The following is a 17,440-nucleotide window of genomic DNA, read 5'->3' as shown; positions in this document are numbered from 1 at the left end:
CCTAGTACGTCATGCAGGCAGCGTTTAGAAGGCCAATAGCAATAGACATTGAGCCCATGACTACGCCAGCAGGGATTTCGTTGCCCTTAATGCGTTCAACTAATTTAGGCATGAAACCAAATCGAACAATAGCGTAGGCGATAACTTGGGCAATTAACGCAACAACACCCCAGATAGCAAAATCAATTAAATTTACAGAGTTAGAAGCAGCACTCGCAATCGCTAAGCTATAACCAATAAATGCACCGGATAACGTAAGTGCAGCCGCAATATTTTGCTCTTCTTTTACCAGTTTCCATTCATCGTATGGTGTGATACGAATATATACAAACTTAAAGATAAGCAGAAAGACAATAGATAGACCGAAATAAAGAGCAAATGAGCCGAGGCCGGCCAGAGAGAGAGCAAACTGGGACATAGTATTTCCTTATGGTTTTAAACTTACCCATACCTTATAAAATCAAGCGGTTGCAGCTTAATCAATAACGTTTATTTAATCAATTAAATTTATTAGAACATATCATCTTGTTGTTTTTATTACTGTTTACAATATGGCCTTAATGATATTTTAGTTAATATATATCGATGATTTTTTTGACATTAAAAACACTTAATTATTTGGAATAATCTGTTTGGAGTAAAAAATGAGCAAATATAAAATAGAAGACATTGCTTCAAAATATGATGGAGAAATATGTCATATCATAAAAGAAGTTGGGAAAGAATATGGTGCTGTTGGTGAAGGGTTTGGTCCTTCAGATCCTGAAGTCAGTTGTATGAGCCAACACTATAGTGATAAAACTCGCAGTTTGTATTTAGTGGCGACCATTAATGGCAAAATTGTGGGGGGCAGTGGTATTGCGGCTTTTAACGGCAGTGATAAAGTGTGCGAATTACGAAAACTCTTCTTATTACCTGAAAGCCGTGGCCTTGGAATTGGTAAAGCACTTACCTTACAGTGTTTAGAGTATGCTAAATCGAAAGGGTATACGCAATGCTATTTAGATACCTTAACCAGCATGACATCGGCGGTGTCTTTGTATGAAAAGCTAGGCTTTACACACCTAGATAAACCATTAGATGGCACCATTCACAGTGGTTGTGATGTATGGATGCTAAAAACGTTATAACAACGATGAGGAATACGTTTGCTTACCTATCAGTTTGATGATTTTAATGGAGTGATTATAGATACTTGTTCTGTTCATGAAGATAAAACCAGTTTCTTGTCTCACCTTAAGGATTTACTCACATTCGTCTCAGGCCATAAACGGCTAATTTGGCTGACACTACCAATAACAAAATCACACTTAATCGATGTGGCTACCGATCTTGGTTTTGTTTTTCATAACTGCTTAGAAACTCAAATCACTCTAGTGTTAAGGCTGGTGGAGGATGCCTATGCGCCTTTTGTTCCCACTTACACACTAGGTGGTGGGGCGCTTGTTATTAATGACAACAATGAAGTGTTGATGGTGAAAGATCGTTGGTCAAAAGGTGCTGGGTATAAGTTACCGGGCGGGCACATTGAATTGGGTGAAAGAATAGAAGAAGCCGTTATTCGAGAAGTACTGGAAGAAACAGGTATTGAAGCAGAGTTTGATCATATCGCAGGTTTTGCCACCAAGCATCCGTACCAGTTTGGTAAATCTAACATGTACTTTGTGTGTCGTTTAACGCCATTAACGAATCGGATAAACATTCAAGATACACATGAAATTGTTGATGCTCAATGGATTGATCTCACCACGTACATTAATGATGAGAGGCACAGCCCATTTAACCGAGAGATAGTACGAACAGCGGCATCGGGAGTTGGGCTTAAGAAATTCGAACTGGAGAATAACAGAGGGGCGAGTGCAAAACATGAAGTCTTTTTTATCGAAAACTAACAGCTATAAAGTATTTGGCAAAACCAGTTCGAACGGCGGGAATAGGATGGCTGTTGTTGAGCAGCCCATGAACCCGCAAGACTCTGGTATTCCGGTCACGGTGTTGGTGGAAAATAGCCAACGCTGTGATACGAAATTTCGTTTTTTCTACCCGGATAGTTTAGAAGCGCCGTTGTGTGGTCATGCTTTATTAGGTGCCGCTCAAACCATCGAAAAAGATCACTTTTATGTTGAAACAGGGGCTGGTGCTTATGAAGTGAAGAAGCAGGGGCAGAAAACCTTCGTTAAACTCAGTGCGTTTTCATCCATTGATTTAAATTTTACCGAAGAGCCAAAGGCAAGCTTGTTCGGTCTAGAGAAAACGGACATGGATGTGAAAGGCATATTTAGCGCAGGAAAAGCTAAGTTGGTTATCGAGGTCTCCAGCTTGGAAAAGCTAAATGCACTGATATTTGATGTGGACGCTTTGGCAACATGGAACGAAGGAAAAAACTTCAGTGGTTATATTCTTTATACAGTAGAAGAAGGCAAGATTTATGCTCGGGCTTCTAATCCTTTGTTTAATGTGCCTGAAGATTCTGCGTGCGCTGTGTGTTGTGCAGCGCTTCCGCTCAATATCTTGATGGATACGCATAGTTTCTCTGTCTTGATGGGTTCCCCAAGCTTTGATAATGAGCTGTATATTCAACATACTAATGAGGGTGTTTGGGTGGGTGGAAATGTGTTTAGTAATTGATATATAAGATCTTTATATTTCATGGAGTTAACCCTTTTATCTACGCCCCTTTAATTCTTAACAGGGAGGAGGCTGCCAACCTTAACTTACGCTAGCCTATGCATATTGTGAAACTAGTGCTAAGAAGATCATCATGAATAAAAATAAATACGCTGTATACCAAGTGTTTACGAGATTATTTGGTAATACTAATACCACCAATCAGCCGTGGGGAACCATAGAGCAAAATGGTGTTGGTAAATTTAGTGATTTTACTCATAAAGCGTTATCAGAAATCAAAGCATTGGGGATGACGCATATCTGGTATACCGGTGTTCCTCATCACGCTGTGATTAACGATTATAGCCAATTTGGTATTGAGAATGATCACCCATCGGTTGTGAAAGGCAGAGCAGGTTCTCCATATGCAGTCAAAGATTACTATTCGGTTAACCCAGATTTAGCCGATGATCCGAATCAGCGACTGCAAGAATTCGAAGCCCTAGTGGCAAGAAGCCATGAGAACGGCTTAAAAGTGATCATCGATATTGTTCCAAATCATGTGGCTCGTAAATATCAAGGTATGAACAACCCTGAAGGTATCACGGATTTTGGGGCGGAAGATGATACAAGTGTGGAGTACCATCAGGACAATAATTTTTACTACATCCCAGAGCAGGCTTTCGAGCTGCCTGACATTCCAGTCCAGTTTGCTCCGTTAGGTGGAGAATATGAGCACTCGGATAGCGAACCCTATGCAGAATTTCCTGCCAAATGGACTGGTAATGGCTCACGGTTAGCGAAACCAGACTTTGACGATTGGTATGAAACGGTAAAAGTTAATTATGGTATTCGACCTGATGGCAGCAAAGACTTTCCGGAACTGCCGCAAGGGTTTGATAAACAAGATCATCATGCTCATTTTGAGTTTTGGCAGCAGCAAAAGGTGCCGAGCTCTTGGGTGAAGTTTCGAGATATTGCCTTATATTGGTTAGCGAAAGGGGTCGACGGCTTTCGCTATGACATGGCCGAGATGGTGCCCGTTGAGTTTTGGAGTTACATGAACTCCTTTATTAAAATGACTAACCCAGACGCTTTCTTGATGGCAGAAGTGTATCAGCCAGATCTTTATCGAGATTACATTCATTTAGGGAAAATGGATTACCTGTACGATAAAGTTGATCTGTATGATTCATTAAAAGCCATTATCCAACAACGAGAATCTACTCAAAAAATTGCTCAAATACAAAAAGAGATGTTGGATATTGAACATCACATGCTGCATTTTTTAGACAATCACGATGAGCAGCGTATTGCCTCTCCTGAATTTGCCGGAAACCCTGATCTCGCGCGACCTGCCATGTTGGTGAGTGCTTTACTGAGTAGTGCGCCAACCATGATTTATTTCGGTCAGGAAGTGGGTGAGCCGGGGTCAGAAATGGCGGGCTTTGGTCAACCATCTCGCACGTCTATTTTTGATTATATTGGCGTTCCTCATCATCAGCGCTGGATGAATCAAGGTAAATTTGACGGTGCATTATCGTCTGATAACGAAAAAGAACTGCGCTATTTCTACCAACAATTAATGAATTTTTCACTTAATCACTCGGCATTAACTGGCGACTTTGATGATTTGTACGATATTAATCGTCAAGCGATGGGAGAGATGCAGCACCGAGGGTATGTGTTTGCACGAAGTAACTCTGAGCAAGTGATCATCGGTGCGGTTAACTTTGACGCTAAGCAAAGTATTGATTTTTATGGTCAGGTTCCAGCGAGCTTGGTGAATAAGTGGCAGTTGGTTGATGGGGTTTATACCTTTAAGCAGCATATTGGCAGTGATCCTGATTTATCTTTGATTGTTGAAAATGGAGTGGGACATTTTAATTTATTGCTAAAACCGCTCGCGGGTTTGGCGTTTGTACTAAATCGTTAAATATTATGCAGAGAGGCACCAAGCAGTTGTGCCTCTTTTTACAACTATTAATGTTGTGCTTATTCATATTTTTCACGATCAAATATGAGTGTGATTTCCTATATATTTTGAACAACATCACCAATAAGAACACTGGAATAGCTTTTATCTATATCAGTTCATTCTTCACCTATTTCTGATGGAAAGCTATGCCGAGTAAGATGAAATTCTATTAACTTTTGAGCTTACCTTGCCGCAATATCGGGCATTTTATATTGCCGCAAACGTACAAACATATTGATGATGGAATAGATATTATGAAATTTGCAATCAATGTTTTATCAGCCTGTGCTTTAGCTGCTTTACTAACAACACCTGGTATGGCAATGGAAGAGGGCGAACTGACCATTTGGATTAATGGGGATAAAAGTTATGAAGGTTTAGCTCAAATAGGTAAGCAGTTTGAGGAAGACACAGGGATAAAAGTGATTGTTCAGCATCCGGAATCGATGGAAGCGAGATACCAGCAAACAGCGTCCACTGGGGCAGGGCCAGACATTGTATTCTGGGCTCATGATCGTTTTGGTAGCTACGCCAAAGCGGGTTTATTACATGAACTTCACCCAAGTGAAGCGTTTAAAGAAAAATTGGTCGATTTCAGTTGGGATGCTGTGACAGTTGATGGCAAAATAGTTGGTTATCCGGTCGCCATTGAAACTCAATCTCTGATTTACAATAAAGATCTCATTCCAGAGCCACCAAAAACATGGGAAGAGCTGGTTAATATTCATAATAAAATGAAGCAAGAAGGCAAAAAAGCGATCATGTGGGATGTAAAAAATGCCTATTTCACATGGCCGATCATCTCTTCTGGCGGCGGGTATGCATTCAAAAAAGTGGATGGGCAATACGATGCGAGTAATACCGGAGTGAACAACTCATCGGGTATTAAGGGCTTGCAGTTCCTTGTGGATATGGTGGAGCAAAAAGTGGTGGATCCAAGTATGGATTACTCCATTTCTGAAACCGCGTTTAGTAAAGGTGAAGTGGCGATGACCATAAATGGCCCTTGGAGCTGGGGGAATCTCGACAAGCTGGGGGTTAACTACGGCGTTGCTGAGTTTCCGACATTAGGTGGTGAGAAGGGTAACCCGTTTGTTGGCATTCTAAGTGCGGGGATCAATGCTTCTAGTCCGAATACCGATTTGGCTGTTGAATTTTTAGAGAACTATTTGTATCAAGATGAAGCTCTAAAAATCATGAATGATGACAAGCCGTTAGGGGCAGTTACGTTAAAGTCTTTCCAGAAGAAGCTTGAAAGTGACGAGCGTGTAAAGGCGACGATGATTAATGCTGAAAATGGAGAAATCATGCCTAATATTCCTGAAATGAATACCTATTGGTTCGCTCAGGGGGCTGCTATTGAAAATGCCTTGTTAGGGAAGCAAACCACAAAAGAAGCGTTAGACACTGCCGCTAAGCAGATCACGCGATAGAGCAAAGTATGGCAATATAATATTGAAATAAAGAGGCTCACCGGAGCCTCTTTTCTTTATGTATAACCGAGTTATTTATGAATGAACTATGCGTGAGTGAAACTCAGTAGCGCATTAAGAAATGTTTCTGGTTGTTCATACATTGGGGTATGAGCGCTGTTCTTTATGACTTGGTAGCGAACATCTACAAAATTAGGAGAAATGTTATACCAAGCGTTAAGTGGCGCAATGCTGTAGTCATATTCCCCACTGATGATTAGTACTGGTGACTTGATGGATGAAGAATAAGCGGAAATATCGAGTTCAGCAAAGGTTTCCCCCCATAACTTATCGAGCAGTGGGGTGTGGGTAATTAGCCCTTCCCATAGTGGCATTTCATCAAAGCCTGCATTGAACCACCTCATCGCTCCTAATCGCCTACATAAGTGTACAAATTTTCGCTCTGGCTCTGTGTCTATATCGGATTGAAGCTGGTTAATATTCTGCTCAAATGTGTGCTTTCGAGAGGAACTTGCTTCCTTATTCCAACGAGCAAATTGCAGTGCTTGCATATCGTTAGATAGGTTGGGGGATGCACCAATAAGAATTATACCCAAGATAAGATCAGGGTAAGAAGCAGCAAAGTCCAGAGCCATATAAGCGTGACCCGAATGTCCGAGTACCCAGCATTTTTTGATACCGTAAGAGTCACACATTTTCGCTATGTCTAGAGTTACCTGACTTAGTGAAATATCCTCACTGGTGACTTCTTGGCTGCAAGGGGCAAATCCACGATGGTCCACAAAAATGCAGTGGAAGTGATCACTAAGATTGCTTGGCATGACTCTGTGGTAATAGTCGGCACTGCCAATAATGAGCAACGTGTCACCGCCGACAGTTTGCTGAGATTCAATGGTTTTCAGAGAAAAATGCCCTGATTTAATGAAGCTTGTGGTATGCGTTAACATAAACTAATTCCTTTCGTCGGGCTGTAAATAAGCCCTTCAAACTAATGAAGTATTAAGTGGTTAGAAAAGAGCTAAGAAGTTGCGTCAACGAACAAGTTTCATGATTTATTTTGCTCAGTGTGGGTGGAAGTGGAAATATACTGTGAACAATGGGGATATGCAACACTTTGCTAGATGATAAAACTGCATAAGGTTTTAGTTGTGAAATTTTTAACTAATAATGTGTTTACATTATAAATCATTACTTATATATTGAATTTGTTACCACGATAAATAACTAGGAAATATTCATGCCTTCTTCTATAGCCCAACAATTTGCTGCTTCGTGCCAAATGTTACGTGGTGCTATGTCGTGCCTAACATCAACTATTTCTGTCGTCATTCTAGTCATTATTAACTAGGCTGGCGGCTACTTCCGTCAGCCTGGCTGACGGAGGGATACTACACTTTATTTCTTCTTTTTCTCCCAGCCAAACTGACGGTCCATAATAAAAAAGCTAATTAGGAAAAACCTAATAGCATGAGGACTGTACATTGAAAAATCAAAATGCACTCGCAATAGGTTTAATGACATTTGCCATGTTTCTTGGGGCAGGAAATATCATTTTCCCTCCGTTTCTAGGCTTAGAGGCAGGTACACAATATCTTCCAGCTATGGTGGGATTTTTAGTGACTGCTGTAGGTTTACCAGCATTAGCTCTGATTGTTTTTGGCCGACTGAGCGACAGTGCACAGCTGACCCGAGCACTGCCAAAACCATTAGCTGTTGCTTTCTGGGTATCACTATTTGCAGCGGTTGGCCCCGCCTTCGCCATGCCACGAGCAGTAACCGTGGCGTATGAAATGGGCATCAAGCCGTTCGTTTCTGGCGATTACTTAATGGTGTTCTCTGTTGTATTTGTTGGTATTACTCTGTTATTGGCTTTCCAGCGCGGTAAACTTGTTGATTATATTGGTAAAGTTCTAACACCGTTATTAGTGTTAATGCTCGCTGCTTTAGCTATTGCCGCGTTTGTTACGCCATTAGGGGAACTGAGTACACCTACGCTAGATTACCAATATAAAGCGGTAACAAGTGGTTTGATTCAAGGCTACATGACAATGGATGCCATCGCAGCGGTGGGTTTTGGTTGGATCATCATTAAAGCGATCCGTGATAGAGGCTGTGAATCATCGAAGGATGTTTTTCAAGCAACACTTAAAGTTACTGTTGTGTACGCGTTCCTAATGTCGGTATGTTATTTAGCAATGGCTTACGTTGGTGCAACTTCGGCATCGGTAGCTGAAGGTGCAACCAATGGTGGTGAGCTGTTAACGCGCTATGTAGCTGCTATCTTTGGTCCACTAGGTCAGTATTTGCTGGCTGGTATCATCATCATGGCGTGTTTAACCACGACGGTTGGCTTAACCAATGCGTGTGCTGAGTATTACCAACAAACGTTTCGCTCTCCGTTTGCCATTACTGCGACTATTGTTGCTATCTTGACTGGCATCATCGCAAACTTCGGGTTGGATCAGATCTTAACGGTGAGCTTACCTGCAATTCTTATCCTATGCCCGGTTGCGATTACATTGGTATTAACAGCATCTATCTTGCCAACAACGAAACGTTATTTACCATCTTATGTGACGATCTCTGTGGTTAGCTTAGTATTTGGTAGCTTGGACGCATTGAGCATTTTAGGTATGTTGCCAGAATCTTTAATGAGTGTATTTGTAAAATATGTACCTTTATTTGAAGCTCATGCTAGCTGGTTCCTTCCTGTGTTTGCTGCGATTGTAATTAGTAAACTTTTAAACAGAAAGCCAGCAGCAACCGAGCCATTTTGTGAAAAAGCAGTCAGTGCAGAATAAGTGATAGGGCAGTATTTCAATACTTAATGTAAACGAGAAAATAGCAAGCAGGGAAATTATCTCATGTTTGCTATTTTTTCATAGTGACGGTGTGACTTTTTGTGATTGGTTAAAAGTCATAACATGGGAGCATGGGAGGCATTATCTGCATATTCCTATAGGAATCGCAGATACATGGATATTAATTATATGGTTGATGTTGTATTAATAAAGAAAGGTGTATATGTATAAAAAACTAGCATGTGTATTAGTTTTTAGTTTAATTATGACTGGATGTATTTCAAATCAATATGTGGAGAACCCAAAACAATTGATAGAAGACTCTCCTTATATTAGCAAACTAACACATGAAAAATTCGAACCCAGAACAGAAATGGATAAAATTGAGCTGCATTACGTTTTTTGGAGTCCTTTCACACGGCCTGATGCGGTTCAGAACTGGAAATACTTATACGTAATGGGTGAAACATCATCACCAAATTGGGATTATATTAAGTTGTCTGATGTAGTTGTAGCCCAAAGGGAAAGAGATGATAAAGTTGCAGTAGCTGAATTATTAAGAGTAGCTTATTCCCAAGGAGGCGATGGGATTATTGATTTATATAGAGAGCCAATGATAGATGCTCCTAAATTTGGAGCTAAAATCATCGGTTTTAGGTATTTTGGAACAGTGGTAAGGCGGGAAAATTAACATTATAAGGCAATTAAGGTGGATGTCTTATACTTGGTGATTTTGGTATAAGGTCCAGCTTGCTTTGTTAGTTTAATGAAGCATGCATTATTGTAGGTGTTATGTAAAAAGGATGATTTGATGAAGAACAAAATCATCCTTTTTACTAGCTTTAGTAGAGCTGTTTTTTTAGTGTATTAGCTCAGTAAAATGAGTTTGATGGTAAGGTTACAATTTTAGCGCCAAAGGATTTTTCACCTATGTCGCCAGCCATGTCAGCGAAACCGTTGAGGAAGTAATTGAATTTGCAACTAATTACAGAGTTTCTAGGTTATCCGATGTTGATGTAGTACGTATATAAAAAGTACTCAAACCGACCCGAATATATGGAATCTTTCCTTGGTAAAGCGTGCCACATTTTAAAGCTATGTGGTGTACCAAGAGGGTTTATCTGTGTTGATAATTATAAAAGAGATTAGAATGAAAAAAATAGCGTTGTTAATGGCCTCAATATTTAGCTTGGGAGCGCAAGCTAATACTGTAGAACCTGAAAAGTATATTGCTCAGAGCTTTTCTGGGCTGAAGAACGCGACAGAAGCTCATTCAAGTTCTTGGGGGCTTGGCTCAGAGAAACATTGGAGTGTCGATCTCAACTTAGGAAAGGTTAGGTTTGATTTTTCGGATGGTAAAGTGGCTGAAGCTCCTGTTCAAATTATAGGTACTTATTCACCGAATGGAACGTTCATGTGGGGCTGGGAGCATCCATCAGTCCCCAGTGAACTGAGCGAACATGCAAATTTTGTGAAAACATTTGGGCATAAATACCAGTTGTCTGAGTTGGTGACTCATGTTGTTAAGTTATCAGAAGAAAGAGCATGGGAATATACGGCATTAGCGATGCGCCTTGGTAAAGCAAATGGGGCATACAGAGCTGATGCTGGTGGTGGAACACAGGTTTACATGACATTTGGTGAGATAACATTATCGAATAGTGAGCTAAAAAAGCAATCAAAGTGACCTGTTATACTCGGTAGTTTGGTATGGGTTAAGTCCACTGTACTAGTTTAGTGAGGCACATCCTATTACAGGGATTATGCTTTCCGGTAGTTTATATGAAATTTATAAAGTATACATCAAAAGGAAATTCAGTTGGTCTTGACGACAATATCGAATCGTATTGGGAAATTGATGCACAAGGCTATATTGCTAGATGTATAGAAATAAAGCCAAATGGTGACGTATTAAAATATTGTGAAACTCATGAATCAGATTCGTATGGACAACTGCCAGAGGGTGTTATGACCAAAGAGAACTTAAACGACAAAAGTTTTGGTGTCTGTATTGCTTTAAATAGCACTGAGTTTGAAGCCATATGGGCTAGAAAAGCTGTTAACTTTAACTAAAAACGTAAGCTTTATTCATAACGCGTGGCATTTTGATTATGCGTTGGTTTAAGTGGCTAAGGTAGCAAAGAGTGAAGATAGGGCGAAGAGAGTTTCTAAAATTTATTGGGTTAGCTGTTGCAGGTGTAGCTCTTGATCCGTTAGCTTCAGTTATAAGAAATCAAAATTATTTTGTTAATCAAAAATTGGGATTTGGATTTATTGTTCCTGATGCTTGGGAAGTAGAAGCGTTCGGCGACTTTGATTACTTAAGAGGCAAACAGCGTCTGTCAAGCTTTGATAGTGAGTTTGAAAGAGAAGTAGTCGAAGAGTTATCGGATGGACTTGCTGCAATCATTAAAAAATATCCCGGTAAGGACAGTGATAGATTTAGCCCATCAATCACGTTTTTCATGTCGCCAAATGACGTGCTGGAAGAATTTAAATCTTTAGATGATTTCGTGGATCATAGTGTGAGTGTTTTTGAATCAGTACTCACTGCTTACGAGTGTATCGAACCACCATCAAGAATTAATGCCACGAATTTTGAAGCTATTAGGTTCAAAGCCACATTTTTATTCGAACATGATTATATTGACTCTTTGTATATAGATGATGAAACATGGATTATCAATCATGGTGGAACCCTTTATACACTTCATATGTATGATTCTCCGTATAATAATGAAGACACATCAAAGGAATTTATAGGGTTTAAAGAAAGTTTACACATAGCTTAGGTAGGCTTATGGAGGTAGAAATGGAATCGAAAAAATCTGAAATGTTGGCTTTATTAAATAAAGAGTGTCACGAATATTGTTTGATTCCAACGAATGATATTCAGCATAAGCGCGAGAAAAAACAGTTTATTAATGGCTTGATGACCGCTTCAAGGGTAATGGGCATTAGTTACGATGAGTTAAATGAAGTTATCGAAGCTATGCCTAAACCTAAATTTAGTAGCCTTGATGATAAGCTGGCTATTCCTACTTATATTCGTAACAACCTTGGAATTAGTTTGTAGTACGTAGTGGTAATACATATAACAATGCGATCAAGTTGATGCTTTTTATTCGTTATTTTTGGTTGTGGTACTTGGAGTAATTAGAGGCATGTATGGATAACAGCTTATTCGAAAAAGGTAATTACTTTAAAGGTAGAATCATTCGAATTGAGCCAACACTCGAGGTCGTATTTGTGGATTATGGGGCTGAGAGGGCTGGCTTTTTATTTTTGTTGTTATGGTTGTTGTCGGGTTTGCGCTGGTTGCCAGTAATGTTTCAGGCTAATTGAATGATCTTATTCTTAATGTTTAGGTGACTTCAGTGTGAAGCGATCGTTAAGTATTTGTCGCACAATGATTTTAGTTCTTCTTGTATAGTTAAGTGTTATCATCCAGTCAGTGATACTATGTCATTGTGAGATTCAATCTAAACTTTGAATAGGTCATATATAATTAATGGAGTAGTTGCTTAAGATTTTGAGCACTAAGTTGTTTGTACATTGATGTTGTGTGATCATTCCTGTTATTTAGGATGGTCAGTGTTTCACAAAAGGAGTTGAAAAGACGGTTTATCCATTTGATAAGTAGATACTTATTGAACTATGAGAGTCACTTAGGTGCTTTGCACGTGCAGCGAGATCAGGGCGTTTTTTGGGATGTCACATGTCGTTACATAGCAAGGGATCTTAAAGCTTTACATCTTGGTCTGGGTAAAGAACAATCCCAGAAAATAAATTCCATAACATAATGTATTTAGAATTATGAGTAACAAAGAAAACAAAAAGTCGAGCCCTTTATTCGAAATCCTTTTTAACGTTTTTCTTCCTTCTTTTATCTTAATGAAGTTCAGTGGAGACGAACATCTAGGAACGGGGTTGGCACTCATTGTCGCGCTGTCTTTCCCTATTGCTTACGGCGGTCTGGAGTTGATCCGCAATAAAACCTTTAATTTCATTGCTGCACTTGGTTTTGTGAGCGTGTTATTAACAGGGGGAATCGGTTTATTTGAGCTAGATACTCGCTGGTTAGCGCTAAAAGAAGCACTGATTCCAGGTGTCATTGGTTTGGCCGTTCTTGGATCGACATTCACTCGTTATCCGTTTATCCAAAAGTTTATCTTCACACCCGCTTTATTCAACATGCCTCTTATTCAAGAGCGACTAAAGGACTCAGGTAACACCGAACGGTTTGAGCGTTGTTTAATGACATCAAATTACTTGTTCGCGAGTACTTTTGCTTTTTCTTCTGCGATGAACTATTTCCTTGCTACTTGGATTGTAACAAGCCCTGCGGGGACTGCTGCATTTAATGAGGAACTTGGTAAGTTGACTCTTTATAGTTACCCAATCATTGCTATCCCAAGTCTTTTGATGATGATGGGGGTGTTCTACTACGTTTGGCGTCAAATCCGTGTAATGACATCACTCGAAACAGGGCAAATCTTCCTCGCTAAATAATGCTTAACGCATAACCTGAAGCCCAGCTCAATTGCTGGGCTTCTTTATTTTTACTCGATAATTCTCAATTGAACGCTTTTGGTCATCGGGCTAGGCGACGTCTTTGATGTCTTCTGGTTTCTCTTCTTTGAGTTTAGGAAGTGGGTTACGGGATCCCACTGCTTCTTCTATGGTTTTGAACCCATCGGCTTCAAGCAGTTTTACTAAACCACGATTAATTTCATTGATGTTTTGTGGGCCATCAAAAATCATTGTTGTGATCATGTGTAGTAGGCTAGCTCCTGAAGTGATTTTTTCATAGGCGTCTTTCGCGCTAAACACGCCACCGACCCCTATGATGGTTAATTCACCTCTTGTGCGTCGGTAAACATGTCTAATTACGTTGGTAGAGATGCGTTGTAATGGCAAGCCGCTCATGGCACCTTTGTGGTAAGGCAGCTCGTCTTTCACATATTCTTGGTTATGAGAAGGTTTTGCTAAGTTGGTTAAAACGACGCCATCGATATGGTATTCGAGGCAGGTGTCGACGATGACATTGATCTCTTCAAGCTCTAAGTCCGCAGCGAGTTTTACATAAACAGGTCGACCTTCTACACGGTTTTCATTAACGGCAGCCAATAATGCGCCTAGCTTTTTAGGATCAACAAATGGTTCACCATCTTGGGTATTTGGGCAACTGATATTAATTGTGAAGTAATCACCAATGTCTTTAAAAGCGCGTAAGGTCTTTACATAATCATCAATGGAGTCTTGCAGATCAAATTCAGGGGTAATGTTTGATTTAGCCGCATTGATGCCCACACGCAGCGGTCCAAAATCGACACCTTGCAAGCGAGATGAGATCTTTTCAGCACCTTGGTTGTTTAAGCCATACCACACCAGAATCGATTTTGATTTGACCATGCGGAACAGTCGTTTTCCAGGGTTGCCAGGGCACACTTCACCAGTGAAAGAGCCAAGTTCTGCCAAGCCAAAACCGATAGAAGGGTAGATGCTGGTTAGCTCACCGTCTTTATCGAAACCAGCAGACAAACCAACGGGGTTGCGATACTCGATTCCATCAACCGTCGTATTTAGGCTTTTGTGCTTATAGTTGAACAAAAAAGAGGTTAGGGATCGGGTGAAGGAGTATTTGCCAAGAAATACACCAACACGTTTGAACATGTAGTGTGCTTCTTCTGGTTCCATTAAAAAAATAACTGGGCGGGCAATGCGATAAACAATCTTGAGCAAGAAATTACGTAATCCGATAAGGGTGCTCATTTTTTTCTCCTAGATATTGGTAATTATTAAAATGAGAGGCAATGCTTGGTGTCAAATTAAATATTAATGGCAATCATTCTCATTATCATCTATGTTATTGCCAATATGTGATGAGAGGCGACAATGAAAAAGATCTTAGAGCAATTAGTACCAAGAACAGTGAAGTTTGATAAAGGGGCAGAAAAGACTTCGCAACAAGCTGATTGGCAGCGCTGTGGTCATATTTATTACTTACTTAATACATTAAAGTTGAGTTACGAAAGCCATTGTGGACGTGTTACTTACGAGAAACTGAACTTTGCTTCATTACATGAACTTTGCGCTGAGCTTCAGAAGGGACAGTATATTGCTCCGAAAGAGACGGCACATCTTCCAGAGCTTTTTAGTTTGTCTGTTTGTGGTGTTTGTTGGGAGGAGTTTGGAGCACAAGTTCGCACCAAAGCCATTCCCGAAGCTGCATGTATTCGTTTTGAAAATATTGAATATTCTGCCTCTGAAGCTAAATTTCAGATGGCTTATCGTATGACTGATGATGGCGTAACTCCTCTTTGTAACCAAGCAGGGTTTGACAAAGCAGTACGACGTATTAACAACATTTCAGTTGCAGAGTTCATTCGATTTTTGGAAGCTTGTAACACACGTATTCCTCGGAATTTGGTGAATAAGCTTGGTATTCGTAGTGAAAATTTTGATTCAGTCTTTACATTGACAGAATCGCATCTCCTAGAGAAATTACTTGAGAAAGAGGCGTTAATGAACGCTAAATAGGATCGTTAACTTCCCCGTACTCACTACAAGCTACCCATACCTCATATTTTAATTTGAGGTTTTTATGTTGTAGGTGTTATGTTATAACGTAACTGTTGGCTGTTGTGGTTATGAAGTGAGTAGGATGCGCGAAATCAACGCTATTATTGAGCATGTAGAGCAAAAGTGTAAGGCAAATGGGAAACAGCTGACTACAAAGCGGAAGCTGGTGCTTCGTGCTTTGGTGCATGCAAATAAAGCGCTTTCTGCTTATGAATTAGTTGATTACTGCCAAACTCATTTTGATCAGATCATTCCAGCAGTGTCAGTTTATCGGATTTTAGATTTTCTTGAAGGTGAGCACCTGGCTCATAAACTTCAAGTATCCAACAAATACATCGCGTGTTCTCATATTCTTTGTGGCCATCAACACGGAACTCCTCAATTTTTAATCTGCTCTAAGTGCGACAAAATTATTGAGCAAACCATCGCCCCTGAAATGATCACTGGTCTTCAGTCTAATGCTCGACAAGAGGGGTTTACTCTTGTTAATCCTCAACTTGAAATTAGCTGTGTATGCGACGAATGCGCCAAATAAATTAAACCGAGACCAATGAGAAAATTGACGCTTGACCATTGATGGCATTGCAACTCTGCCTATTTAAATAACTGTTAACCCCAATAAAAGGAGATTTCGAAAAGCTATGTCAGCAACACTAATCAAGAATGCCCGTGTGGTAAACGAAGGCACCACGATTGAAACGGATTTGCGAATTGTCGGGCAGCGAATTGAAAAGGTGGCAGCCGACATTGCGGCTAAATCTGATGATCATATTGTTGATGCTAAAGGCTGTTATCTTTTGCCTGGGATGATTGATGATCAGGTGCATTTTCGTGAACCAGGATTAACGCACAAAGGGTCGATAGCGACAGAGTCTCGTGCCGCTGTAGCTGGCGGTATTACTAGTTACATGGAAATGCCTAATGTAAATCCCGCGACTACCACGATTGAAGCATTAGAACGAAAATACGCTATTGCAGCAGATAATTCATTGGCAAACTATTCGTTTTACCTCGGTGCAACAGAAGACAATATAGAACAAATTCAGCGTTTAGACCCCAAGATTCATTGTGGTGTAAAAGTGTTTATGGGGGCATCAACAGGGGATTTGTTGGTTGAGAACCCACAAGCGCTGGATGCCATTTTTAGAGACTCTCCGGTGCTGATTGTGACTCACTGCGAGAATGGACCAGTTATCAGTAAAAATACGGCGCATTTACAACGTTTAAAGTCCGTTTTTACTATTGATGATCACCCAATCTTGAGAGACGATAAAGCGTGTTATGCCTCGTCTTCTTATGCGGTTGAGTTGGCAAAAAAACACCGCAGTCAGCTTCATGTTTTACACATCACAACCGCAAAAGAACTTGCTCTGTTTGAATCTGGGCCAATTCAAAATAAACACATTACTGCAGAAGCGTGTGTTCATCACCTTTGGTTTAGCAATCAAGACTATGCAGCGTTAGGAAACCAAATTAAATGTAACCCTGCAATTAAATACCGAAGCGATCGTGATGCTTTGATCCAAGCCCTTCATACCAATCAAATCGACATTATTGCCACTGACCATGCGCCTCACACATGGAAAGAAAAGCAGGTGGGTTACGAGCAAGCGCCAGCAGGTCTGCCTTTAGTTCAGCATGCTCTTCTTAGCCTGTTTGATCATGTGAACTTAGGCCATCTTACAGTGGAACAAGTGGCAGAAAAAACGGCCCATAATCCAGCTATTCGCTACGCTATTCGTGAACGAGGCTTTATTCGAGAAGGGTACTATGCTGATCTCGTGCTGGTGGATACTCATTCACCGACTTTAGTGACGAACGAAAACTGCTTATACCACTGTGGGTGGTCACCCTTTACTGGTCATGAATTTTCCGCGTGTATTAAAAGTACGTGGGTAAATGGTGACTTGGTGTATTCCAAGAAAAGGGGAGTAGAGAGCCGGGATTCTGCGATGAGGCTGTCTTTTGCACGTTAAGTGATGTTTTCTATACTGAAACAGCAGTTGAATATCGTTAAATCAATATATTAAAAAATT

Annotated in this window: 18 protein-coding genes; 15 read left to right on the top strand and 3 right to left on the bottom strand. The window is 40.3% G+C overall.

Annotation, left to right across the window (positions count from 1 at the left end):
• Position 1: 1 nt before the first annotated feature.
• On the bottom strand, positions 2-418 hold the full coding sequence (locus MHO82_RS06095; protein WP_239182966.1) for a DUF350 domain-containing protein: 417 nt from the start codon (positions 416-418) through the stop codon (positions 2-4).
• Positions 419-644: 226 nt separating this feature from the next.
• On the opposite strand from MHO82_RS06095, the gene MHO82_RS06090 reads away from it, so the two are divergent.
• The 5 genes from MHO82_RS06090 (at position 645) to malE (ending at position 6,018) form a co-directional block, all read left to right on the top strand.
• Positions 645-1,130 carry a GNAT family N-acetyltransferase gene (locus MHO82_RS06090; RefSeq protein WP_239182965.1) on the top strand — a complete coding sequence of 162 codons (486 nt, stop codon included), beginning with the start codon at positions 645-647 and terminating at the stop codon, positions 1,128-1,130.
• Positions 1,131-1,148: 18 nt separating this feature from the next.
• Positions 1,149-1,892: an NUDIX domain-containing protein gene (locus MHO82_RS06085; protein WP_239182964.1), complete on the top strand. Its 744-nt coding sequence runs from the start codon at positions 1,149-1,151 to the stop codon at positions 1,890-1,892.
• Complete coding sequence (locus MHO82_RS06080) at positions 1,867-2,628, top strand: PhzF family phenazine biosynthesis protein (protein WP_239182963.1); 762 nt, start codon at positions 1,867-1,869, stop codon at positions 2,626-2,628. The genes MHO82_RS06085 and MHO82_RS06080 overlap by 26 nt, the downstream gene beginning before the upstream one ends.
• A gap of 133 nt (positions 2,629-2,761) precedes the next feature.
• Positions 2,762-4,543, top strand: coding sequence for an alpha-amylase family protein (locus MHO82_RS06075; RefSeq protein WP_239182962.1), 1,782 nt, complete (start codon positions 2,762-2,764; stop codon positions 4,541-4,543).
• 296 nt (positions 4,544-4,839) lie between these two features.
• Positions 4,840-6,018 (top strand): maltose/maltodextrin ABC transporter substrate-binding protein MalE, encoded by a 1,179-nt coding sequence (malE, locus tag MHO82_RS06070; protein ID WP_239182961.1) that lies wholly within the window; start codon positions 4,840-4,842, stop codon positions 6,016-6,018.
• A gap of 86 nt (positions 6,019-6,104) precedes the next feature.
• Here the strand turns inward: malE and MHO82_RS06065 are convergent, their stop codons facing one another.
• Positions 6,105-6,965 (bottom strand): alpha/beta hydrolase, encoded by an 861-nt coding sequence (locus MHO82_RS06065; RefSeq protein WP_239182960.1) that lies wholly within the window; start codon positions 6,963-6,965, stop codon positions 6,105-6,107.
• 534 nt (positions 6,966-7,499) lie between these two features.
• Here MHO82_RS06065 and brnQ point away from each other — a divergent pair.
• The 7 genes from brnQ (at position 7,500) to MHO82_RS06030 (ending at position 13,331) form a co-directional block, all read left to right on the top strand.
• Complete coding sequence (gene brnQ / locus MHO82_RS06060) at positions 7,500-8,819, top strand: branched-chain amino acid transport system II carrier protein (protein ID WP_239182959.1); 1,320 nt, start codon at positions 7,500-7,502, stop codon at positions 8,817-8,819.
• 223 nt (positions 8,820-9,042) lie between these two features.
• Positions 9,043-9,510: a hypothetical protein gene (locus MHO82_RS06055; protein WP_239182958.1), complete on the top strand. Its 468-nt coding sequence runs from the start codon at positions 9,043-9,045 to the stop codon at positions 9,508-9,510.
• Between the two features lie 459 nt (positions 9,511-9,969).
• Positions 9,970-10,506, top strand: a complete 537-nt coding sequence (locus MHO82_RS06050) for a DUF6882 domain-containing protein (RefSeq protein WP_239182957.1) — start codon at positions 9,970-9,972, stop codon at positions 10,504-10,506.
• A gap of 95 nt (positions 10,507-10,601) precedes the next feature.
• On the top strand, positions 10,602-10,892 hold the full coding sequence (locus tag MHO82_RS06045) for a hypothetical protein (protein ID WP_239182956.1): 291 nt from the start codon (positions 10,602-10,604) through the stop codon (positions 10,890-10,892).
• A gap of 71 nt (positions 10,893-10,963) precedes the next feature.
• On the top strand, positions 10,964-11,611 hold the full coding sequence (locus MHO82_RS06040) for a hypothetical protein (protein WP_239182955.1): 648 nt from the start codon (positions 10,964-10,966) through the stop codon (positions 11,609-11,611).
• Positions 11,612-11,631: 20 nt separating this feature from the next.
• Entirely contained in the window at positions 11,632-11,895 is a 264-nt protein-coding gene (locus MHO82_RS06035; RefSeq protein WP_239182954.1) for a hypothetical protein, read from the top strand.
• Between the two features lie 740 nt (positions 11,896-12,635).
• Complete coding sequence (locus MHO82_RS06030; RefSeq protein WP_239182953.1) at positions 12,636-13,331, top strand: VC0807 family protein; 696 nt, start codon at positions 12,636-12,638, stop codon at positions 13,329-13,331.
• A gap of 90 nt (positions 13,332-13,421) precedes the next feature.
• Here the strand turns inward: MHO82_RS06030 and MHO82_RS06025 are convergent, their stop codons facing one another.
• Positions 13,422-14,594, bottom strand: a complete 1,173-nt coding sequence (locus MHO82_RS06025; RefSeq protein ID WP_239182952.1) for a quinone-dependent dihydroorotate dehydrogenase — start codon at positions 14,592-14,594, stop codon at positions 13,422-13,424.
• A 123-nt stretch (positions 14,595-14,717) separates the two neighbouring features.
• Here MHO82_RS06025 and MHO82_RS06020 point away from each other — a divergent pair, with 123 nt between their 5' ends.
• The 3 genes from MHO82_RS06020 to MHO82_RS06010 all read left to right on the top strand — a co-directional run bounded on the left by MHO82_RS06020 (position 14,718) and on the right by MHO82_RS06010 (position 17,380).
• Positions 14,718-15,362 (top strand): hypothetical protein, encoded by a 645-nt coding sequence (locus MHO82_RS06020; RefSeq protein WP_239182951.1) that lies wholly within the window; start codon positions 14,718-14,720, stop codon positions 15,360-15,362.
• A gap of 124 nt (positions 15,363-15,486) precedes the next feature.
• Positions 15,487-15,939 (top strand): transcriptional repressor, encoded by a 453-nt coding sequence (locus MHO82_RS06015; RefSeq protein ID WP_239182950.1) that lies wholly within the window; start codon positions 15,487-15,489, stop codon positions 15,937-15,939.
• A gap of 106 nt (positions 15,940-16,045) precedes the next feature.
• Positions 16,046-17,380, top strand: a complete 1,335-nt coding sequence (locus MHO82_RS06010; protein WP_239182949.1) for a dihydroorotase — start codon at positions 16,046-16,048, stop codon at positions 17,378-17,380.
• Positions 17,381-17,440: the final 60 nt, after the last annotated feature.

It is taken from the genome of Vibrio sp. Of7-15 (assembly GCF_022347565.1).
Taxonomy (GTDB): Bacteria; Pseudomonadota; Gammaproteobacteria; order Enterobacterales; family Vibrionaceae; genus NORP241.
The sequence above is the reverse complement of the archived record's forward strand: the minus strand, read 5'-3'. Positions and strand labels throughout refer to the sequence as shown.